Here is a 21,441-nt window from a genome sequence, read left to right on the forward strand (position 1 = left end):
ACGTCGCTCGCTTGCGGCGCTGACGAGTTGCCTGTTTGCGTTTGCTCGTCCATGTGAAGCAGTCTATACGTTGCGCTATCCGCAAAAAAGGCGAATAATCGCAATGCAACGTTGCGCTATCGGGGATAATCCACAATCGGGAGGCGGGATGGACAGGCTTCAATCAATGCGCGTGTTCGCCAAGGTGGTCGAGCAGGGCAGCTTTGCCCGCGCGGCGCAGGCGCTGGATATGTCGAATACCGTTGTCACGCGCAATGTCGCCGACCTCGAAGCCCATCTCGGCACGCGCTTGCTCAACCGCACCACGCGCAAACTCTCGCTCACCGAGACCGGCAAGCAATACCTGGAGCGCGTGCGCCAGATCCTGGCCGATATCGATGACGCCGACGCGGTCGCATCGTCCTCGGCGCGCAAGGCCAGCGGCACGCTGCGCATTTACTGCCATCCCGGCTTCGGCCAGTATCAGCTGGCCCGGCTGCTGCCCCTGTACGCGGCCACCGTGCCGGAGGTGGTGCTCGACGTCAGCCTGGCCGATCATGCGGTCGATATCGTCGAGGAGGGATTCGATGTCGGCATTTTCATGGGCTTGCAGAAATTCGATTCGAGCCTGATCGCGCGCCGCCTGGCCACCTCGAACGTGGTGCTGTGCGCCTCGCCCGAGTACATCGCGCGGCGCGGCGAGCCGCTCACGCCGGTCGACGTCTCCTCGCACGATTGCCTCAACTTCGCCTTCGAGCAGCTGCGCCACAGCTGGCCCGTGACATGGGAAAACAAGCAGGTCGACGTGCCGATCACCGCGCGCGTGGTGTCGAACAATATTTCGGTGCTGCGCCAGGCGGCCATTGCCGGCATGGGAATCATGGTGCGTTCCTCGCTCACACTGGAAGACGACCTGAGCAGCGGGCGCCTGGTGCAGCTGCTCAAGGGCCACCACCTGGGCCAGATGTCGCTCTCGCTGGTCTATCCGAGCCGGCGCCTGCTGTCGTACAAGGTGCGCAGTTTCGTCGATTTCATGACGGCCCAGTTTCCGCGTCCGGAAAGCGATCCCTGGCTCGCGCATGTATAGGAAGCTTGCGCCGTTTCTTTCTTGCCACACTCGCTGACATTTTGTTCATTGACGTCAATTCCCTGTGCTATATTTCTAGTCGGAATTTAGTGATTCCAGAGTGGCATCTGTAATATGCTTTCTGGCAAATTTTACAAAAACAAGATGTTTTACGGGCACTCGCTGTCCATCTCGAAAGCCCGCTCCGTGCGGGCTTTTTTTCGTCGGCTAACTTTGCTCCAGGTAGCGAAATCGCGCCGGGCAGTGTCATAATGCGACGATGTGAGAACAACCGAGGTTTATTCGCTCCGCTCACGGAACAAAAGGAGGAATAATGATCCGCTATATGGGCACGCGACAGAACGACGACGGTGCCATCGTATATGTGTTTATTATCAACGGTTTGCAGAAGGAAATTCGCGAGCACGCGCTCAAGCAGTATCCCGGCTGTTACGAGATGCTGCCCGCTGCTGCCAAGCAAAAAATCGCTGCGAACCGCAACTGGCTGTCCAAGCTATAGAATCGTTATCAGGAGATTGCAATGAGTAAAGCGCAAGACAGTAAAAAAGAATCGAAAAAAGAGCCGGCCAAGTCGGTAAAAGAGAAAAAGGAACAAAAGAAGGTCAAGAAGGAAGAGCGCGCGCGTCAGTAAGCACGCGGGCCTCGGGAGGTCGGATGCGCCTGGAGATCGGTTCGGAACAGGTTTCCCCGGCAGCGGAGCGCTTGCGGGCACTGCTGGCGCGAAGCTGCGCCCTGGCGTTGCTGGCCGCTCCCGCCGCCCAGGCCGCGCCGTCCACCTTCGGCCCCGTCATCGGCAGCGCCATCCTGTGCCGCAGCCAGCTCGACAATGCCTACTTCCACGATTATCTGGTGAGCGCCTTCGGCCCGTCGTACAAGCACGAGGGCGGCGCCTACTGGTTCAAGGCCGACGGCACCTTGTGGGGCGCGCCGGTGACCGACATCATGATCAGCGACGATACCAGCGAAGTGGTGTTCGTTGCCGCCGTGGCCGACACCACGCCCGACAAGCTCGAAGAGTCGATCCGCAACGCCGTGGGTGTGCGTCATGTGTCGATGGACAACTCGCGCTATCCCGTGCGCGCGTCCAATCCCGGCAGCAAGATCGTCTACTTCAAGACCAAGTCCAAGATTTACTGCGCCAAATACAAGCCGCTACCCGTCGGCAGCCAGCGGTGATGCACTTCCAGGGAATCCATGTATAAGCAATTCTTCAGCCTGAAGCAATCACCGTTTTCGATCGCCCCCGACCCGCGCTACCTGTACATGAGCGAACGCCACCGCGAAGCGCTGGCGCACCTGCTCTATGGGGTAGGCAGCGGCGGCGGCTTCGTGCTGCTGACCGGCGAGATCGGCGCCGGCAAGACCACCGTGTGCCGCTGCTTCATCGAGCAGATTCCGGCCGATTGCCGCCTGGCTTACATCTTCAATCCCAAGCTGACGGTGGAAGAATTGCTGCTGTCGATCTGCGACGAGTTCCGCATCGACCTGCCGCCGGCGCCGGCCGGGGCCGTGAGCGTGAAGAGCTATGTCGACGCCATCAACCGCTACCTGCTGGCCAGCCACGCGCAGGGCAAGAACAATGTGCTGATCATCGACGAGGCCCAGAACCTGTCGGCCGACGTACTCGAGCAGCTGCGCCTGCTGACCAACCTGGAAACGAGCGAGCGCAAGCTGCTGCAGATCATCCTGATCGGCCAGCCCGAGCTGCGCGCGATGCTGGCCCGGCCCGAACTGGAACAGCTGGCCCAGCGCGTGATCGCGCGCTATCACCTCGGTTCCCTCACCGAAGCGGAAACCGCCAGCTATATCGCGCACCGCCTGGCGGTGGCCGGCGGCGGTTCGTCGCGGCCATTTCCGCGTTCGGTGATGCCGCAGGTGTTCCAGTTATCCCAGGGCGTGCCGCGCCGCATCAACCTGCTGTGCGACCGCGCGCTGCTGGGCGCGTACGTCGAAAACAGCCGCGAAGTGACGCGCACTATCCTGCGCCGCGCCGGCAACGAAGTGTTTTCCGGTGGCGCCAAGGCGCCCGCGCCGAAAAAGCGCTGGCCGGCCATCGCGGCCGGGGTGGCGGCCGCAGCCGTGATCAGCGCCGCCGCCGCCTGGCAGATGCGCCCGTCCGCGCCGGGGGGCCAGGCTGCCGCCCCCGCGGCGGTGGCGGCCACCGTGCTGGCGGCGGCGCCGCAGTCGAGGGCGGTGCCGGCGGCGAGCGCGCCGCGGGCCGCCGTCACGCCGCTGGCGCATGCGAGCGAGCAGGAGGCGCTGCGGCCCCTGTCGGCCCTGTGGGGCGTGGCCCTGCCGGCCGGCGCCACCTGCGACGATGTGCTCAAGCTGAACCTGCGCTGCCATCAGAGCAAGGGCGGACTGTATGAATTGCGCCTGCTGGACCGCCCGGCCATCCTCACCCTGCGCGACGGTGCGCAGGTGAGCTATGCGCTGCTGACCGGCATGGACGACACCCACGCGCGCCTGAGCGTCGATGGCAAGGAGCAGAGGATCGACATCGGCGCGCTCGCCACGCGCTCCGACGGCAGCTTCGTGACCCTGTGGGCGATGCCGCGCTACTACCGCGACCAGGTCAGCGCCGGGGAGCAGGGCGCCGATGTCGACTGGATCGCTTCGCGCCTGGCCAAGATCAACGGCCTGGTGCCGCCCGCGGCGGACCGGCCGCTGAGCGCCCAGACGGTGGAATTGCTGCGCACCTTCCAGACCCGGCAACATCTCAAGGCGGACGGCGTGGCCGGTCCGCGCACCTACATGCGCCTGAACCAGCTGACCGGCGTGGCCGAGCCGCGCCTCCTGGCCGCCAGCGCAACGGGGAAACCATAAGATGTCGTATATTCTCGAAGCCCTCAAGAAAGCCCAGGCCGAACGCCAGCTCGGCAGCGCGCCAACCATTCACGCCATGCCGGTCCATGCAGGCGAGCCGGAACGTGACGGCGCCGGCGCCAGGCCGCTCGTGATCGGGCTGGCGCTGCTCGCGCTCGGCGCCGCCGGGGCCGCCGTGGTTGCATGGCGGCAGCCGGCCACGCCGGCGCCTGTGGTGCAGGCTGCCGCGTCGGTTGCCGCGCCGGTTACCGCGCCGGTGGCTGCCATTCCGGCTCCGGCGCCTGCTCCCGCTCCGGCGCCCGCACCAGCTCCCGAACCGGTTCCCATGCATGCGGCGGAAGCGCCGCCGCGCAAGAGCGAGCCGGTCAATGTGGCCGTGGCCGAAGCTGTCGCCAAACCCGAGCGGGTCAAGAAGGCTGAACCAGTCAAGCCTGCGCCGGTGAAAGCGGACGTGGCCAAGGCCGATACAGCGCCTCCCGCGCCGGAAGAGAAGCTGCGCACCCTGCGCGAGTTGCCCGAAGCGCTGCAGCACGAGATTCCGCCGATCGCGGTCGGCGGCTACATCTACTCCAAGAATCCGGCCGACCGTCTGTTGCTCATCGATAAGGTGCTGCGCCGCGAAGGGGACGAAGTGGCGCCCGGCCTGGTGCTTGAAAAATTGCTGCCCAAGGCGGCCGTCATGAAATACAAGGGCGAGCGCTACCGCCATCCGTATTGATGCCTTTGTACTTTGTATAATGGCGAACTCACTTGACTCACTCTACGGCGGAAAGGCCGCGCATGCACAATCTACTGGGTGTGATCGGCTGGTCCGGCAGCGGCAAGACGACCTTGCTTGAAGTTCTGGTCAGCCAGCTGGCGGCCGAGGGCCTGCGCATCAATGTCGTCAAGCACAGCCATCACGACGTGATGCTCGAACCGCCCCACAAGGATAGCGCGCGCCTGCGCCTGGCCGGCGCGGCGCAGGTGATGATCGCCTCGCCGTTTCGCGTGGCGGTCATCCGCGAACTGCGCGGCGAACCCGAACCGACCCTGGCCGACCAGCTGGCGCTGCTGGGCCCGGCCGACCTGACCCTGGTCGAAGGCTACAAATGGGAAGCCATTCCCAAGCTGGAAGTGCAGCGGCCGTCGCTGGGCCATCCGGCGCTGTATCCGAACGATCCGCATATTGTCGCCGTGGCGTCGGATGAGCCCCGGCCGGATGATCTGCCCGATAAGCTCGCCTGGCTCGACCTGAATGCGCCGGCCACGGTGCTGGCCTGGCTCAAGCAAAGAATTAATTCGCCGCAAGCCTAAAGTATGGGCGCAGGCTGCCGTTACCATTCGTGATAGCCATCAACACGGGAGAACTCTCATGGATGTTTCAGGAATCGCCTCACTGGCAACCAGCATGGCCCAGACAGGTATCAAGCAGGAAGTCGGCTATGCCGTCTTGAAAAAAGCGCAACAGATGGAAGGCCAGGTCGCTGCCCAGCTGATCGACGCGCTGCCGCAAAGCCCGCGCTTGCCGTCGAACCTCGGCAACACGATCAATACGACTGCCTGAGCCGCGCCCGCCAGGGCGCTGCCGGTTGAACAGACATTCGCTGTCCGCGCGGCAGGAGCCTGGCTCCGCCGCGCCGCGGCACGCCGCCCGGCGTCCTCCTGTCGAAGGAGGGGCCGGGTTTTTTACGTTAAAATCGCCTGCGGCATGGGGAAAGTTGTAAGGAACTGAAAAGCGCGTGCGGTAATCGCACGGCCGGCTTTACAATCGCCTCCAAGCTGGCAATTCCGGTTTCACTTCAACATTCTCAAGGAGATTCACGATGAACAAACGTCAAGCCCTGATCGCAGCCGCCCTCGCCGGCATGTACGCGGTATCCTCCGGCGCGGCCGCGCACGAACCCGGATCGATGGCCAAGGTCGACAAGGCCGAGAAAGAGAAGTGCTACGGCATCGCCAAGGCCGGCCAGAACGATTGCGCCAGCGCCAACGGCTCGCATTCGTGCTCGGGCCAGTCGACCGTCGACAAGGCGCCGGAAGAGTGGAAATACGTGGCCAAGGGCACTTGCGAAAAAGCCGGCGGCAAGCTGACCGGCAAGTAAGGGCAGGCAAGGGCAAGTTAGGGCAAGTTAGGGCAAGTAAGCTGTGACGGGCGGGGCCTTTCCGGTCGATCTTCCAGCCGGTCCCGCCTCGCCGGGCGCCGGTGTCGGCTTGCGCGCCCCGCATTACCGCCAGTTTCTCGAGCAGCGGCCCGCGGTCGGCTGGCTTGAGGTTCATACCGAAAATTTTCTCGACCGCGCGGGCTGGGACTGGCATGTGCTGCAGGACCTGCGCCGCGATTATCCCATCAGCCTGCATGGCGTCGGCCTTGGACTGGGCTCGGCGCGCGGCTTTTCATCATCCCATCTGGAACGCGTGTGCGCCCTGGTCGAGCGGGTCGAGCCCATGCTCGTCTCCGAACACCTGTGCTGGGGCGCCATCGCCGACCGCCAGCTCAACGACCTCTTGCCCATGCCGCTCAGCCGGGCTGCGCTCGACCTGCTGTGCCAGCGGGTGGAGCAAGTGCAAGACCGGCTGCATCGCCGCATTTTGCTGGAAAATGTCTCCACTTACGTGCGGTTTTGCGACGATGCGATGAGCGAGGCTGAATTCATGGCCGAGCTGGCCAGCCGCACCGGCTGCGCGCTGCTGCTCGATGTGAACAATCTCTATGTCAACCAGTGCAACCACGGCGAGGACGCCCTGGCGGCGATCGCGGCCATCGCCCCCGGCAGCGTGGGCGAAATCCACCTGGCCGGCCATCTGGTGACGCCGCAAGCCGTGATCGACCATCATGGCGACGTCGTGGCCGAGCCGGTATGGGCGCTGTACCAGGCGGCGCTGGCGCGCTTCGGGCGCCTGCCGACCCTGATCGAATGGGATACCGACGTGCCCGCGCTCGACGTGCTGCTGGGCGAGGCGCGCCGTGCGCAGCACATCGCCAGCGCCTACCCGCTGCTGGACGCCGCCAACCCCTGGCGTGGCCGCCATGCCCAGCCGCTGGCATCGGACCATCTGGCCGCAACCCAGCAGCGCTTCGCGGCGGCCCTGTTCGACCATGCCGGGGAGGGCGCCGCGCTGGCGCAATTCAAGGGGGAGGCCAACACGCACCGCTTCGGCCTGTACCGCGGCAACCTGACCGTCACCTGGAACAAAACCTTGTCGGCGGCCTGTCCGGTGCTGCGCCAGCTGGTCGGAGAGGAATTTTTCGGCGGACTGACGCGCTCTTACGGCATGGCCCACCCCTCGCTCGACGCCGACCTGAACCGCTTCGGCGCCGGCTTCGCCCGCTTCCTCGATGGTTTTCCCCACATTGCCGACTATCCTTACCTGCCCGACATGGCGCGCCTGGAATGGGCCTTGCACCGCGCCCATTACGCCCTTGACGCCGACCCCATCGGCGCCGACGCGCTGGCCGTCCTCACGCCCGAGGCCTTCGAGAACGCGCGCTACGCCCTCCATCCCGCCTGCAGCCTGATCGCGTCGCGCTGGGCGGTGGTGCCGCTGTGGCAGGCGCATCAGCCGGACAGCGGCGTCGACTTTCCTTCAGCCATGGATTGCCCCAGCGCAGCCCTGGTGGCGCGCCCGCGCTGGAAGACCGAACTGGTGGCGCTGAGTCCGGCGCATGCCGGCGCCCTTGCCGCACTGGCCGGCGGCTATACGATGGGTGAGGCGCTCGACGCCGCGTTCGCCCTCGACGAGCAATTCGATATCGGGGCGCACCTGGCGCAGTGGCTCGCGCTGGGCGTCCTGCTGGCACCGCCCGGCTGAGCGAACCGCCACCGGGCGCGGCCCGCTTGCCGCTGTGCGGAAAAAGGAAATTTTCCCGTGCCAGCGCGCACGCCGGAAGCGTTGCGTTTTACTCAAGCTATAATCATCCTTTATATCGATTTTATTCATGTCCATGAGCGCTGATCAAGCAATCGACGAATACCTGAGCAATGGCAATACCGTTACCACCGCGGTAGGAACCGTGCTGCTATCCCCGCAAGCGCGGCGGGCGATCTACAAGCGCCTGGTCAATGAGCCGGCGGCACCCTACCACATCCTGCTGACCCAGATGCTGGCGGAGGAAGTGAAGTTCCGCACCTGGATATCGGAAGAGATCGTGCAGGACGACATGAATTACTACGAAGGCATCTACCAGTGCGCCTTCCTGCTCTACCGTGTCGGCGATGTGCGCGATACCCTGCCACTATGGCAGGCCAAGTACATCAACATGGATGTGGGAAGTTCGATGGGCGCCGAGTATTTTGTCGGTGCCGGACTGGAGCAGACCCTGGCATTCCTGGCAAGCTCGCCGGCGCCGCAAGCGGCTGAGATTGCGGAATATCTGCACGGCTGGTTCGACCAGCCGGGCGCCATTACCTGGCAAGAAGCATGGGAGCGGGAACGCGCGTCGAATATCGCCTGCGCCTGAGCCGGCCATGCTCGATATTCCCGCGCGTCCGGCTTTCCTCGACTTCAAGGAGCAGTCGTTCAGCGGCGCCGACATTGCCTTCCTGCTCTCCAAACCCTCGATCCGCGGCCTGACCTTCGCCGGCTGCGATATCGGCGACGAGGCCGTGCGCGCCCTGTGCGCGCTGCCCAGGCTGGAACGCCTGTGGCTCGACGCCAGCGCGGTGACCGATGCCGGGCTGTCGGAGATCGCGCGCGTTCCAGCCCTGAACTGGCTGGTGCTCGACCATACCGGCATCACCGGCGCGGGCCTGGCGGCATTTGCCGGACATGCCGCATTGCGCACCTTGTCGCTGCGCCATACCCCGGTAAATGATGCCTGCGTGCAGCACATTGCCCGCATCCCGCACCTGTCGCACGTGGCGCTGCAGGGCAGTGCGGTCACGCCCGAGGGCATTCTTGCGCTGGCGGCCCACCCGACCGTGCGTCCCGGCATCGAGACCGCGTTCGGGCCCGCATTGGCCGACGCCTTCCTGCGCGAACAACGCCGCCTCGCCAGCCGCACCCCGCCCGGCTTCGTGCCCGCCGCCGGCGAAGAGCAGGCAATGCTGGACGTGCTGCACGGCTTTTGGGATGCGATCAGCGCCTGGGAAACCCAGCTCGCGCTCGATAACAAGGAAACGCCGGGCATGGATGACTGGCGCCAGCCGGCCTGCGCCGCCATCTTCGCGCAGTTCTGCACGCCCAAGGACCGCAAGTTCGGGCGCCCCAATGCGCTCAGCTTCAGCACGCCGCCCGAATACCAGCGGCAAACCTTGCTCGACGTGGAATGGCTGTCGGCGCGCAAGGCCTGCGTGTATGCCAGGGACGATTGGGGTGGGCAAAGCCGCTTCCTGCTGCTGAAAAAGGGCAAGGCCTGGCTGCTCGATCACAAGCAGCACTTGTTCGACGGGTGGACGACGGGGTATTTGTAGCCGCGCAGGACACGCATCGGCGGGCGGGACCAGCGGCGCCCGGGAATGACGCCGCTGTGTTGGTTAATGAAACGCGCGCATGATGCGCGCTTCGCCGGACAGATCGGCGTTTTCCACGTTGGCGGCGCGGGTCGCTTCGATCATGCGCCCGAGCTGCTCATCCTCGAACCTGGCAAGTTCTTCGGTGGCCGCGTTCAGTGCCAGCGCCAGCTTGGCCCTGGCACTGCGGTATAACACGCTGGTGTACTGATCCGTGTTCTTCAGCAATTCCTCCGCATTTTCGATCACGAGACGCAGGTCGCCGATCAGTCGTTCTTGGGTTTGCTGGTTTTCTTCAGGGTTATCCATGGTGGCCACCTTGAATCGGTTAATCACGTCTTAGAATATAAACAAAGCAAGAGTTTTCGTGTTTGTCGCGCCGCAAGAAGCCCCGCGGCGCGGCTTGTCTCTGCTCAGCATATTTCTAATATTGCCCGATTACAAGGAGATTGTTCTGCGCTGGCGCAATCAGGCGCCGTCCGTTCCGCTGCTGCGCACGCTGATGCGCACATCGCCGATGCCGACCACCTGGCCATCGCGGATCTTGGCCGTCTTGCGCAATTCCTTCTTGCCGTCGACCGATACCACGCCCGTGGCGACCAGGTTCTTGCCCGCGCCGCCGCTGTCGCACAGGCCGCTCAGTTTCAGTAACTGGTTCAGTTCGACGAACTCGCCTGTCAGGTCAAAAGTGACTTTCTGCATTTACCGCTCGTCCTAAAAAAGTAATGTAAGAACCGCAGTGTGGCGGCATCGGCGCGGCGCGTCAACGTCAAGGGCAAGGTCGGACGCGCCGCGCCGCGATCACAGTCCGGGCCGGGTCATGTCGAGCGGCACGATCCAATCCTGGAACTGTTGTTCCGTAACAAAGCCGAGCGCCAGCGCCGCCTGTTTCAGGGTGCTGCCTTCGTGCTGCGCCTTCTTGGCGATCTGGGCCGCGCGGTCGTAGCCGATGTGCGGCGCCAGCGCCGTCACCAGCATCAGCGAGCGCTCCATCAGCTCGCCGATCCGTTCGCGGTTCGGCGCGATCCCGTGCGCGCAGTGCTCGTTGAAGGAGCGCATGCCGTCGGCCAGCAGGCGCGCACTTTGCAGGAAGTTATGGACGATCATCGGCTTGAACACGTTCAGCTCGAAGTTGCCCGAGGCACCGCCCATGGTAATGGCGACATCATTGCCGAATACCTGGCAGCACAGCATGGTCAGCGCCTCGCACTGGGTCGGATTGACCTTGCCCGGCATGATCGAGCTGCCCGGTTCGTTTTCGGGAATGCTGATTTCGCCCAGGCCCGAGCGCGGGCCGGACGCCATCCAGCGCACGTCGTTGGCGATTTTCATGAGTGCCGTGGCCAGGGTTTTCAGGGCGCCGTGGGTGCCCACCAGCGCATCGTGACCGGCCAGGGCGGCGAACTTGTTGGGCGCGGTTTTAAAGCTGATGCTGGTGCGCGAGCCGATTTCGGCCGCGATGCGCCCCGCGAAATCCGGGTGGGCGTTCAGGCCCGTGCCGACCGCCGTGCCGCCGGCGGCCAGTTGCAGCAGGCCGGGCAGGGTGGACTTGATCGCATGTTCCGAGTATTCCAGCTGGGCCACGTAGCCCGAGAATTCCTGTCCCAGGGTCAGCGGCGTGGCATCCTGCAGGTGGGTGCGGCCGATCTTGACGATGTCGGCGAAGTCGCGCGCCTTCATTTCCAGCGTGCCGCGCAGGCGCGCCAGGGCCGGCAGGAGCGACTGCACCACGGCCTGGGCCGCCGCCACGTGCATTGCGGTCGGAAAGATATCGTTCGACGACTGGCCCATGTTCACATGGTCGTTCGGGTGCAGCAGGCGGCCTTCGCCGCGCGCGCCGCCCACCAGTTCGGATGCGCGGTTGGCCAGCACCTCGTTCATGTTCATATTGCTTTGCGTGCCGGAACCGGTCTGCCACACCACCAGCGGGAATTCGTCCGGATGGCGCCCGTCGAGCACTTCGTCGGCCACCTTGACGATGGCGTCGGCCTTGTCCGCAGGCAGCAGGCCGAGCGAGCGGTTGACGGCGGCGGCGGCGCGCTTGACCTGGGCCAGCGCGGCCACCAGCTCGGGCGCCATGCGCTCGGTCGAGATGGCGAAGTGTTCCAGCGAGCGCTGCGTCTGCGCGCCCCACAAGCGCTCTGCCGGTACCGCGATCGGGCCAAAACTGTCCTTTTCGATTCTTGTTTCCATTTAGCTACCTGTTTATTTGGGACTGGGGGTTAAAGAGTTTATCGCAGCGTACGTTAATTACGGCAGGGCTACAGATTTCACTGGGTCCGCCGTCATTAGCTGAGCAACATTACCATATATGCACCATTCTGGAATCGTCCGGCTGGTCCGGTCCGGCATTACCGCTATCCTCGCCCTGCTGCTGGCCGGCGCGCTTACCTGCGCCCACGCGGCCGAGCTGGGCGAGGTCCAGGTGCGCTCGTATATCGGGCAGCCGCTGGTGGCCGATATCGAACTGACCTCGCTGGCCGAGCCCGGCTCCAGCGTACAGGTACGGCTGGCCGATCCGAATGTGTGGCGCGGCGCCAATGTGCGCATGCATCCGGTGCTGTCGAACCTGACCCTGTCGGTGATGCGGCGCGATGGCCGCCAGTTCCTGCACATCACCTCGGTCAATCCGGTCGAGGGCGATTATGTGCACCTGTTTCTCACGCTTGGCGAAGGCGGCAAGCGCGAAGTGCGCGCCGCCACCTTGTGGCTGAGCCAGGATCCGCAGCCGGCGCCGCCGCCGCCGCCGCCCGCTCCGGTTCCCGTTCCCGCTCCGGTTCCCGTTCCAGCGCCGGCATCGGTATCCGCGCCCGCGCGAACGGTGCGCGCCGCTCCGGCTGTCATCGCCCCGGCGGCGCCGCGCCCGGTGCGCGTGTTGCAGCTGCCATCGGCGCCGGCATCCTGTCCCCAGCAGTTCAGCGACGAACAGATCAAGCTCTGCGCCGCGCTCGACCACAAGAATGGCGTACTGACCGCCCAGATTGTTGAACTGGAAGAAAAGGTCAAGCTGCTGCAATTGGCCATCGAAAACAAGAGCGCGGCGGCGAGCAGTCACACCGAAGCGGCCAGCACGCCGCCGCCCGTCCTCGCGCGCGCCGCCCTGGCCAAAAAGAATGCCGTCGCCGCCAAGAAAGGGGAGGGCTCGCCCTGGATGCTGATCGGCGCTGCCGTGGCCGGCGCGCTGCTCGTGATCGGGCTGGCCGTCTGGTTCCTGCTGCGCCGCCGCAAGCGCAAGGCGGCCCTTCCCGCCGACGCTGCCGAGGCCCCGGCCGTGCCGAAAACGGGCATGCTCGCCAGACTGGCGGCACGCTTCAAACGCAAGCCCAAGGCAGCTGCGCCGGCGGCGCCCGACGCCGGCTGATTTCGTTGTATATAGCAAAATGTTGTAAAAAAGACCCGCACACGGACGAAGTCGTCTACACAAGTTGGAAAACTGCGCTATACTGATTTCCGTGGTCCTGCGGGACTGCACAAACGGGCCCAGGATCTGGCGCAGCCACCAACGATAGCGTGGCGCGGCAAGCAGATAATCGTTGAAGAAACGCCTGTCCCCGGAAGCGGTCCGCCAGCCAACGATGCGCTTGCGGACGCCGGATGCAACCGGCACGAGGCGACACCAGGAGATACCTGGTGATCGCTCTCCAGAATTCTTTCCTCCCCCTGCGACAGATTTGCCTTCGGGCTATACTCTTCAGTGATCCCATCACCGAAGGCAAGCTCATGACGACGGCAACACATTCAGCACAAGCGCAATACGACCTGTTCCGCCAGCGCGGACTCAAACTCGATATGTCCCGCGGCAAGCCAGCGCCCGAACAACTCGACCTCTCCAACGACCTGCTTGACGCCTTGCCCGGCTTCAGTGCGGGCGACGGCACCGACGCCCGCAATTACGGCCTCGGCGTCGGCCTGCCCGAAGCGCGCGCGCTGTTCGGCGGCTTGCTCGGCCTGCCGGCCGCGCAGGTCGTGGTCGACGGCAGTGCCAGCCTGTCGCTGATGCATGACGTGATCGTCTACGCACTCTTGAACGGCGTGCCGGGCGGACAGCCCTGGGTCGGCCAGCAGCCGGTGTTTCTGTGCCCGGTGCCCGGCTACGACCGCCATTTCTCGATCTGCGAAGCGCGCGGCATCAAGATGATCAACGTGCCGCTCAACGACGACGGGCCGGACATGGATATCGTCGAGCAGCTCGTGGCGAACGACGCCGGCATCAAGGGCATGTGGTGCGTGCCCAAGTACAGCAACCCGTCGGGCACGGTGTATTCGGATGAGGTGGTGCGCCGCCTGGCCGCCATGAAGACGGCCGCGCCGGACTTTCGCCTGATGTGGGACGACGCCTATCGCTTTCATCACCTGACGGACGAGAACGTGCGGATTGCCGAGATCGTTGCCGAATGCGCCAGCGCCGGCAATCCGGACCGGGCGATCGTGTTCGCATCGACCTCGAAGGTGAGCTGGGCTGGGTCGGGCATTGCCGCGCTGGCGTCGTCGCCGGCCAACATCGCCTGGTGGACGCGCCATGCGGGCATCCGCAGCATTGGCCCGGACAAGATCAACCAGCTGCGCCATGTGCGCCTGCTCAAGGATGTGGCCACCGTGGAAGCGCTGATGACGCGCCACGCGGCGCTGCTCAAGCCCAAGTTCGACGCGGTGCTGGCGCAGTTCGGCGCGCACCTGGGCGATGTGGCGGGGGTGTCGTGGACGCTGCCGAAGGGCGGGTATTTCATCGATCTGGTGACGCCGCCGGGGGCGGCGAAGAAGACGATCGCGCTGGCGAAAGAGGCGGGGATTACGCTCACGCCGGCTGGCGCTGCGTATCCGTACGGGGTCGATCCCGAGGATAGCCATATCCGCATCGCGCCGAGTTTTCCGTCGCTGCCGGAGATTACCCAGGCGGCGGAGGGGATTGCGCTGGCGTTGAAGGTGGCTGTGGCTGGTTGATTAGCCTCCCGCCGTTCCCGTGCCGCCGCCCTTGGCGCGGGAACGACGAATAAAAAAAGCGCCCTCAGGCGCTTTCATTGACTTCCGTTACCAGCTCAGTGCGTCGCGCACATCACATCCGACAACTGCCACGGCTCGGTGATCTCGCGCACGGCGCGGTCGTTGGCCATGATCTGCTTGAGCAAATCGATCTTGCGCATGCGCGGAGCGCCATCGAGTGCCGGCACGCCGGTCTTGGTCGCCGACGCCTGCTGCGCGCACTGCGTTTCCAGATGCGCCAGGCCGGTCCAGTCGCCTGCTTTTGCCGCAACCGCCATCTTGCCAGTCAGACCAGCAATATTTTCGTACATCGAGAGAACTTCGTTGGAGGTCATGCGCTCACCTGGCCAAAAAATTTATAAAGATTACCGCGTGTCCTTCCATAACGTCGGGATTGCGCGGAACTTTAGGCCTTTTTCAAAAAAATCCGAAAATATTTTTAGCTTGCTTAATTGATAAGCTCTTCCAGGCCGCCGCTCAGCTCGCCCAGCGGCGGAATCCCGGCAAACAACGCGTCCGGCGGCACGCCCAGGCCGGTCGCCAGCGCCGCCGTGAAGCAGGCTGTCAGTTCCGCATCGTTCGGCTGCCGCTCCTCACAGCGCGCGCGCAGCACGGCCAGGTGAATCACCGCCGCCATCCGGTACGAAGGCGACTCCGGCGTCGGATCGCCGAAGTGGCGCAAGGTCTGGTGAAACAGGTCGGGGAACTTCCAGCGTGCCGCCAGTTCCGCCCCCACTTCACTGAAATCGTAGCCGAACAGCGCTTTTTCGGCCGCGATGCGGCCATTCTCGTACGGCCCGACCGTCTGGTCGAGCTCGCGTGCCTGCTCCGCCACGCCCGCATGCATCACCAGTTGCCCGATCCCGTGCATCATCCCGATCGTGAACGCCAGGTCGGTATTGGCGCCGATCTGCTTGGCGATCCACTTGGCCGCCACCGCCGTGTGCAGGCTGTAGCGCCAGAAGCGCTTCAGATCGAGGCCCGGCACGGTCTTGAAGCTGCCCACCAGGCCGGAACTGATCACCAGGGTACGCACCGTCACAAAACCGAGCATGCGCACCGCGTCGCCCACGTTGCCGATCCGGCGCGAGACGTGATAGTAGGCCGAGTTGGCCAGCCGCAGCAGCTTGGCGCTCAGCACCGGGTCGAGCGAGAGCTTGCGCGCGATCTCTTCGACCGCCACATCCGGGTCGTCGAAACTGCTGATCAGTTCTGCCACCACTTTGGGCGCGGAGGGCAGGGCGTTCGGATTCTGAAGCAGGGTCTCGAGGGTCATGGTGTCTCCTGGTTGATGCGGGCTCGGGGCAGCCAGACTATATAGAGAAACATTGGGCAGCGCTACTGCAGCGCCATGGTTCCCGTTTTACGCACTCTGGCCGCCTATTGTGCAGTTTGTCGCATTTGGTGTACGTTTCGCACTGCGCCCGATTAGAGTGCAGCTTGGGAAGTCGCGCCGGTCCTGGCGCCGCCACGAAGAGAGAAAAGACATGACATTATTGAAAGCCCGACGTCTGGCCGCCGCCATCGCGCTCGCCTGTACCGCCTTTGCCGCCCACGCCGAAGCCCCGTACGCGTTCGCCACCACGCCGGGCAAGCTGCCCAAGGATATCGTACCGGTGCAGTATGCCGCCCACCTGATCCCCGACCTGGCCGCCAATACCTTCCTCGGTTCCGAAACGGTGGAAATCGAAGTGCTTAAAACCACCTCCCTCATCATGCTCAACGCCGTCGACCTCGAGATCGACGCGGCCAGCCTGTCGGGCAAGAACATCGGCTCCCTGAAACTGACGCCCAAGATCGACAAGGAACAGGAAACGCTCAGCTTCGCGCTGGCGCAGCCGCTCGAACCTGGCCGCTACAACCTGGCCCTCAAGTTCCACGGCGTGATCAACCGCGAAGCGCGCGGCATGTTCCACATGAAGTACAAGGCCGGCAGCGCGTCGCGCACCATGATCGCCACCAACATGGAGCCGACCGACACGCGGCGCATGCTGCCGACCTGGGACGAACCGGCCTTCCGCGCCGCCTTCAAGCTCACCGTCGACCTGCCGGCCAGCTTCAAGGCCTACTCCAACACCCCGCTCGAACGCCAGGAAAAGCTTGACGGCGGCCTGCAGCGCTTTCACTTCGGCGTCACGCCCAGGATGTCGAGCTACCTGGTGGTGCTGGTCGCGGGCGAACTGGAACGGATCAGCGCCAGGCAGGATGGCGTGGAGATCGGCATCGTCACCACCGAAGGCAAGCAGGAGTCGGCCGCCTACGCGCTGGCCGCCACCAAGGACCTGCTGCGCTACTACAACAAGTACTTCGGCCAGCCCTACCCGCTGCCCAAGCTGGACCAGATTGCCATCCCCGGCGGCTTTAACGGCGCCATGGAAAACTGGGGCGGCATCGTCTACAACGAATCGGCCCTGCTGGTCGACCCCAAAAAGAGTCCCGACCATGTGCGCCAGAACTCGTTCGGCGTCAACGCCCACGAAGTGGCGCACCAGTGGTTCGGCAACCTGGTGACCATGGGCTGGTGGGACAACCTGTGGCTCAACGAAGGCTTCGCATCGTGGATGGCGACCAAGGCCACCGACCATTTCCATCCCGAGTGGCGGGTGCAGCTGGCCGCCCTGGCCGACCGCGAAAGCGTCATGAACCTGGACGCGCGCAAGACCACGCACCCGATCCAGACCCCGGTGCTGACCGAAGCGCAGGCCGCCGATGCATTCGATGCGATCACCTACACCAAGGGCCAGGCTTTCCTGCGCATGCTGGAGGCCTACCTGGGCGAAGAGCCCTTCCGCAAGGGCATCCGCGCCTACATCGCCAAGCACCAGTATGGCAACACCACCACCGCCGACCTCTGGGCCGCGCTCGAAAAAGCCTCCGGCAAACCGGTCGAAAAGCTGGCCTCCGACTGGACCACCCAGCCCGGCTTCCCGCTGCTCAAGGTCGAACAAAGCTGCGAGAACGGCAAGCGCCGCGTGACGCTGTCGCAGGAACAGTTCCGCCTCGACGAACCGGCCCTTGAAAAACGCCTGTGGAACGTACCGGTGCAAGTGGGGACCGTCAACGGCAAGGCCAATTACGCCTTGCTTTCGGGCGCCAGCAGCACGGTAATGCAAGCGTCGTGCGACGGCACGCTGGTGATCGACCCGGCCAGCGTCGGCTACTTCCGCGTCCAGTACGACAAGGCCGGATTCGACGCGCTGGCAGGGCAGGCCGCCAAGCTGCCCGACACCACCCGGCTCAAGCTGCTGGGCGACACCTGGAGCCTGGTACAGGCCGACCGCCTGCAGCTCGACAGCTACGTCAAACTGGTCTCGGCCTACGCCGACGAACCGCGGCTGGCGGTATGGGACGCCATTCTCGCCAATCTGGGCACGCTCGACACCCTGGCCGAAGGCGAACCGGAACGCGCGCTGGTGCGGCGCTATATAACCAGCCTGGCGGCGCCCAGGTTCGCGCGCCTCGGCTGGGACGACAAGCCCGGCGAATCGACCGAAGAGCGCCAGCTGCGCGCCTTGCTGGCCGGCGCGTTGGCCAGGATCGGCGACCCGGCCGTGATCGCCGAAGGGCGCGCCCGCTTCGCGCGCTTCCTGCGTGAGCCGGCCAGCGTGTCGCCATCGATGATCGACTTCGTCATGCGCGTGGCCGGCCGCTACGGCGACGCCGCCACCTACGACGCCCTGGCCAGCCGCGCGGCGCAGGCCCAGACCGACGAAGAACGCAACCGCTACGCGCGCTCCATGGCCCTGGCGCGCGACCCGGCGCTGGCCCAGCGCACCCTGAAAATGGCGCTCTCGCCCGAACTGCCGGCGCAGCTGACCTCCACCCTGGTACCGGCGGTGGCGCGCGCCGAACACGTCGAACTGGCGTGGGCGTTCGCCACCGCCAACCGCGACGCATTGATGAAGGACCAGGAATCGGTTGACCAGAACCGCTTTTTCCCGAGCGTGGTATCGTCCTCCTCCAAGCCGGCCCACGCGGACATGATGGAAGCCTACGTGAAGCAGAACTTCGGCCCCGATGCCCAGGTCGAAGCGCAACGCGTGGCCAATGGCATCCGCACCCGCGCCGCCCAGAAAACCCGTTTGCTGCCGCAAGTGCGCGCGGCGTTCAAATAAACACAGCATCAAGGAACGACATGAAAACCAACTGGACCCCGATCAAGACTGCCCTCAGCCTGGCCCTGTGCGGCGCCTCGCTGGCCTTCGCCCCGGCCCATGGCGCCGGCCAGGACGCCGCCCCGGCCGCCAAGGCCAGCACCGCCCCCGTGCTCCCGGGCGACGACTTTTTTGCCTACGCCAACGGCGACTGGCTCGCCAAAACCGAGATCCCGGCGGACCGCAGCAGCTGGGGCGCCTTTGCCGCCATGGCCGAAACCAGCAACGCGCGCATCGTCAAGCTGATCGACGAAGTCGCGGCCGACAAGAAGGCCAGGGGCGAGGCGCGCAAGGTGGCCGATTTCTACCGCACCTTCATGGACGAAGCGGCCATCGAAGCGAAAGGCACCGCGCCACTCAAGCCGCTGCTGGCGAAGATCGACGCCATCAAGGACAAGGCGCAGCTGGTGCGCGCGCTGGGCGCCTCGCTGCGGGCCGACGTCGACCCGCTCAACGCCACCAACTTCTTCACCGAGAACCTGTTCGGCCTGTGGGTCGCGCAGGGCCTGAACGACCCGACCCGCAACACCCCCTACCTGCTGCAGGGCGGCCTGGGCATGCCGGACCGCGCCTACTACCTGACCGATAGCCCGCGCATGGCCGAGCTGCGCACCAAATACAGGCAGCACATCGGCGCCATGCTCAAGCTGGCCGGTTACCCTGATGCCGAGGCGCGCGCGGCCAGGGTATTCGATCTCGAAATGAAGATTGCCCAGTCGCACGCCAGCCGCGAGGACTCGGCCGACGTCCTGAAAGCGAACAACAGCTGGACCCTCAAGGACTTCGCCGCCAACGCGCCCGGCATGGACTGGGCCGCGTTCTTCAAGAGCGCCGGCCTGTCGGGCGCGCACAACTTCATCGTCTGGCATCCGGGTGCGATGAAGGGCGCCGCCGCGCTGGTCGACAGTACCGACATCGCGACCTGGAAGGACTTCCTCGCCTTCCACCAGGTGAACCACTTCGCCCCGGCCTTGCCGAAGGCCTTTGCCGACCAGCGCTTCGAATTTTCCGGCAAGGCCATGAGCGGCACGCCGCAGCAATCGCCGCGCTGGAAGCGCGCACTGGCCGCCACCAACGACGCGCTCGACGAAGCGGTCGGCCGCATGTACGTCGAACGCCACTTCCCGGCCGAGAACAAGGCGCGCGTGCAGAAAATGGTCAGCAACATCATCGCCGCCTTCAGCAAGCGCATCGACCAACTGGACTGGATGGCCCCGGACACCCGCGCCCAGGCGCAGGAAAAGCTCAAGACCATGTACGTCGGCGTGGCCTATCCGGACCGCTGGCGCTCGTACGCGGGCCTGAAGGTCGTGCCGGGCGACGCTCTCGGTAACGCCGTGCGCGCCGAACAGTTCCACTACGCGCAGCAGATCGCCCTCCTCAAGCAAAAGGTCGACCGCACCGCCTGGGCGATGCCGCCGCAACTGGTCAACGCGGTCAACCTGCCGCTGCAAAACGCCATGAACTTCCCGGCCGCGATTTTGCAGCCGCCGTTCTTCGATCCCAAGGCATCCGATGGCGAAAACTACGGCGCCATCGGCTCCATCATCGGCCACGAGATCAGCCACAGCTTCGACGACCAGGGCGCGCAGTTCGACGCCCAGGGACGCCTGCGCGACTGGTGGACCAAGGAAGACATGGCCCATTTCAAAGGCGCCGCCGACAAGCTGGTGGCGCAGTTCAGCGCCTACAAGCCGTTCCCCGACCTGGCCGTCAACGGCCAGCTGACGCTGAGCGAAAACCTGGCCGACCTGGCCGGCGTGGCGGCATCCTACGATGCGTACAAAGCCTCGCTGGGACAGGCGGCGCCGGCCGACGCCGACAAGCAGTTCTTCCTCGGCTACGCGCGCGCGTGGCAGACCAAGGTGCGCGAAGCGGCTGCGCGCCAGCGCATGCTGACCGACGGCCACGCACCGGCCGAATACCGCACCGCCATCGTGCGCAATCTCGAGCCGTGGTACAAGGCCTTCGACGTCAAGCCCGGCCAGGCCCTGTACCTGGCGCCGGCCGAACGCGTCAAGGTATGGTAAGAAAGGACGTGCCATGAGCCAGGATATCGACGACATCACGCGCCTCACCCTGGCTCACTACGACAGCACCGCCGAGCAGTTCTTTCGCGGCACGGTGGACCACGACGTCAGCCAGAACATCGCGGCGCTGCTCGACGCCATCGAAGCCGAGGCGCCGTACACCTTGCTCGACCTGGGCTGCGGCCCGGGTCGCGACCTCAAGACCTTCAGCGCCCTTGGCCACCGCGCCATCGGCCTGGATGGTTCGGGCGAATTCGCGGCCATGGCGCGGGCCTACAGCGGCTGCGAAGTGTGGCATCAGGACTTCGTGCACCTCGACCTGCCGGCTGGCCTGTTCGACGGCGTGTATGCCAACGCCGTGCTGTTCCACGTGCCCAGCCGGGCGCTGCCCGAGGTGCTGGACAAGCTGTACGCGGCGCTCAAACCAGGCGGCGTGCTGTTCAGTTCCAACCCGCGCGGCAACAACCAGGAGGGATGGAACGGAGCGCGCTACGGCAGCTACTACGACTTCGATACCTGGCAGGAATACATGATCGCGGCCAACTTTTCCCCGTTGCATCATTACTATCGCCCACCAGGCTTGCCACGTGAACAGCAGCCATGGCTGGCGAGTGTCTGGCGCAAGCCGAAAGGCGAGCCCGACGGTTGAGGCGTTCGGTTAGTTAGCGAACGGAACGATTGATCGGATCGTCCTATTCTGAATCCGTCGCACAGTCAGTGCGCCCCGCAGTTTCACTCACCATATGAGGTACCGAAAATGAACGAGGACCAAGTTAAAGGTAAAGCGAAAGACATCGGCGGCAAGATCCAGGAAGAAGTCGGCAAAGTGGTCGGCAGCAGCGAGCAGCAAGCCAAGGGCTTGTCGAAGCAGGTGGAAGGCAAAGTCCAGGAAAAATACGGCGACGCCAAGGAAGTGCTCAAGGATCAAGGAAACCGCTGATCCGGCTCAGAAA

At 64.8% G+C, this 21,441-nt stretch carries 22 protein-coding genes; 17 read left to right on the plus strand and 5 right to left on the minus strand.

The features are described from left to right. Positions 1–148: 148 nt before the first annotated feature. The 11 genes from RBA41_RS30130 to RBA41_RS30180 all read left to right on the plus strand — a co-directional run bounded on the left by RBA41_RS30130 (position 149) and on the right by RBA41_RS30180 (position 9,285). A complete protein-coding gene (locus tag RBA41_RS30130; protein WP_306628049.1) occupies positions 149–1,066 on the plus strand; it encodes a LysR family transcriptional regulator in 918 nt (305 codons plus the stop codon). 313 nt (positions 1,067–1,379) lie between these two features. After that, a complete protein-coding gene (locus RBA41_RS30135) occupies positions 1,380–1,565 on the plus strand; it encodes a hypothetical protein (protein ID WP_306628050.1) in 186 nt (61 codons plus the stop codon). Between the two features lie 155 nt (positions 1,566–1,720). Further along, positions 1,721–2,242 (plus strand): hypothetical protein, encoded by a 522-nt coding sequence (locus tag RBA41_RS30140; RefSeq protein WP_306628051.1) that lies wholly within the window; start codon positions 1,721–1,723, stop codon positions 2,240–2,242. 18 nt (positions 2,243–2,260) lie between these two features. After that, positions 2,261–3,892: an ExeA family protein gene (locus tag RBA41_RS30145; RefSeq protein WP_306628052.1), complete on the plus strand. Its 1,632-nt coding sequence runs from the start codon at positions 2,261–2,263 to the stop codon at positions 3,890–3,892. Between the two features lies 1 nt (position 3,893). Next, positions 3,894–4,610, plus strand: a complete 717-nt coding sequence (locus RBA41_RS30150; RefSeq protein ID WP_306628053.1) for a general secretion pathway protein GspB — start codon at positions 3,894–3,896, stop codon at positions 4,608–4,610. A 62-nt stretch (positions 4,611–4,672) separates the two neighbouring features. Beyond that, on the plus strand, positions 4,673–5,188 hold the full coding sequence (gene mobB / locus RBA41_RS30155) for a molybdopterin-guanine dinucleotide biosynthesis protein B (RefSeq protein ID WP_306628054.1): 516 nt from the start codon (positions 4,673–4,675) through the stop codon (positions 5,186–5,188). A gap of 58 nt (positions 5,189–5,246) precedes the next feature. Then, positions 5,247–5,438 carry a YjfB family protein gene (locus RBA41_RS30160; RefSeq protein WP_306628055.1) on the plus strand — a complete coding sequence of 64 codons (192 nt, stop codon included), beginning with the start codon at positions 5,247–5,249 and terminating at the stop codon, positions 5,436–5,438. 259 nt (positions 5,439–5,697) lie between these two features. Then, positions 5,698–5,976: a BufA1 family periplasmic bufferin-type metallophore gene (locus RBA41_RS30165; protein ID WP_099874775.1), complete on the plus strand. Its 279-nt coding sequence runs from the start codon at positions 5,698–5,700 to the stop codon at positions 5,974–5,976. A gap of 43 nt (positions 5,977–6,019) precedes the next feature. After that, complete coding sequence (gene bufB / locus RBA41_RS30170) at positions 6,020–7,684, plus strand: MNIO family bufferin maturase (RefSeq protein WP_306628056.1); 1,665 nt, start codon at positions 6,020–6,022, stop codon at positions 7,682–7,684. Positions 7,685–7,811: 127 nt separating this feature from the next. Beyond that, positions 7,812–8,333: a hypothetical protein gene (locus RBA41_RS30175; protein ID WP_306628057.1), complete on the plus strand. Its 522-nt coding sequence runs from the start codon at positions 7,812–7,814 to the stop codon at positions 8,331–8,333. A gap of 7 nt (positions 8,334–8,340) precedes the next feature. Beyond that, positions 8,341–9,285 carry an NTF2 fold immunity protein gene (locus RBA41_RS30180; protein ID WP_306628058.1) on the plus strand — a complete coding sequence of 315 codons (945 nt, stop codon included), beginning with the start codon at positions 8,341–8,343 and terminating at the stop codon, positions 9,283–9,285. Between the two features lie 63 nt (positions 9,286–9,348). Here RBA41_RS30180 and RBA41_RS30185 read toward each other — a convergent pair whose 3' ends face one another. From RBA41_RS30185 to fumC, 3 genes are all read right to left on the minus strand, one after another. Beyond that, a complete protein-coding gene (locus RBA41_RS30185) occupies positions 9,349–9,633 on the minus strand; it encodes a DUF883 family protein (protein WP_099882157.1) in 285 nt (94 codons plus the stop codon). A 159-nt stretch (positions 9,634–9,792) separates the two neighbouring features. Beyond that, entirely contained in the window at positions 9,793–10,026 is a 234-nt protein-coding gene (locus RBA41_RS30190) for an RNA-binding S4 domain-containing protein (RefSeq protein WP_166874095.1), read from the minus strand. A 99-nt stretch (positions 10,027–10,125) separates the two neighbouring features. Next, positions 10,126–11,517 (minus strand): class II fumarate hydratase, encoded by a 1,392-nt coding sequence (fumC, locus tag RBA41_RS30195; protein ID WP_306628059.1) that lies wholly within the window; start codon positions 11,515–11,517, stop codon positions 10,126–10,128. A gap of 118 nt (positions 11,518–11,635) precedes the next feature. Here fumC and RBA41_RS30200 point away from each other — a divergent pair, with 118 nt between their 5' ends. Continuing rightward, positions 11,636–12,685, plus strand: coding sequence for a FimV/HubP-related protein (locus tag RBA41_RS30200; RefSeq protein WP_306628060.1), 1,050 nt, complete (start codon positions 11,636–11,638; stop codon positions 12,683–12,685). A 359-nt stretch (positions 12,686–13,044) separates the two neighbouring features. Continuing rightward, positions 13,045–14,265, plus strand: coding sequence for an aspartate aminotransferase type Ic (locus RBA41_RS30205; RefSeq protein WP_306628061.1), 1,221 nt, complete (start codon positions 13,045–13,047; stop codon positions 14,263–14,265). 95 nt (positions 14,266–14,360) lie between these two features. On the opposite strand, the gene RBA41_RS30210 is transcribed toward RBA41_RS30205, so the two are convergent. Together RBA41_RS30210 and RBA41_RS30215 are read right to left on the minus strand one after the other, a co-directional pair. After that, positions 14,361–14,639, minus strand: coding sequence for a flagellar protein FliT (locus tag RBA41_RS30210; protein WP_306628062.1), 279 nt, complete (start codon positions 14,637–14,639; stop codon positions 14,361–14,363). A 113-nt stretch (positions 14,640–14,752) separates the two neighbouring features. Next, positions 14,753–15,580, minus strand: a complete 828-nt coding sequence (locus tag RBA41_RS30215; RefSeq protein ID WP_306628063.1) for an HDOD domain-containing protein — start codon at positions 15,578–15,580, stop codon at positions 14,753–14,755. Between the two features lie 211 nt (positions 15,581–15,791). Here RBA41_RS30215 and RBA41_RS30220 point away from each other — a divergent pair, with 211 nt between their 5' ends. From RBA41_RS30220 to RBA41_RS30235, 4 genes are all read left to right on the plus strand, one after another. Next, complete coding sequence (locus RBA41_RS30220) at positions 15,792–18,419, plus strand: M1 family metallopeptidase (protein WP_306628064.1); 2,628 nt, start codon at positions 15,792–15,794, stop codon at positions 18,417–18,419. A gap of 20 nt (positions 18,420–18,439) precedes the next feature. Continuing rightward, complete coding sequence (locus tag RBA41_RS30225) at positions 18,440–20,488, plus strand: M13 family metallopeptidase (protein ID WP_306628065.1); 2,049 nt, start codon at positions 18,440–18,442, stop codon at positions 20,486–20,488. A 13-nt stretch (positions 20,489–20,501) separates the two neighbouring features. After that, the gene (locus RBA41_RS30230; protein ID WP_306628066.1) at positions 20,502–21,137 is read left to right on the plus strand and encodes a class I SAM-dependent methyltransferase; all 636 of its coding nucleotides are present in this window, start codon (positions 20,502–20,504) and stop codon (positions 21,135–21,137) included. Between the two features lie 108 nt (positions 21,138–21,245). Continuing rightward, positions 21,246–21,428 carry a CsbD family protein gene (locus RBA41_RS30235; protein ID WP_306628067.1) on the plus strand — a complete coding sequence of 61 codons (183 nt, stop codon included), beginning with the start codon at positions 21,246–21,248 and terminating at the stop codon, positions 21,426–21,428. Positions 21,429–21,441: the final 13 nt, after the last annotated feature.

The sequence above is a fragment of the Massilia scottii genome (assembly GCF_030846495.1).
Taxonomy (GTDB): Bacteria; Pseudomonadota; Gammaproteobacteria; order Burkholderiales; family Burkholderiaceae_D; genus Telluria_A; species Telluria_A violaceinigra.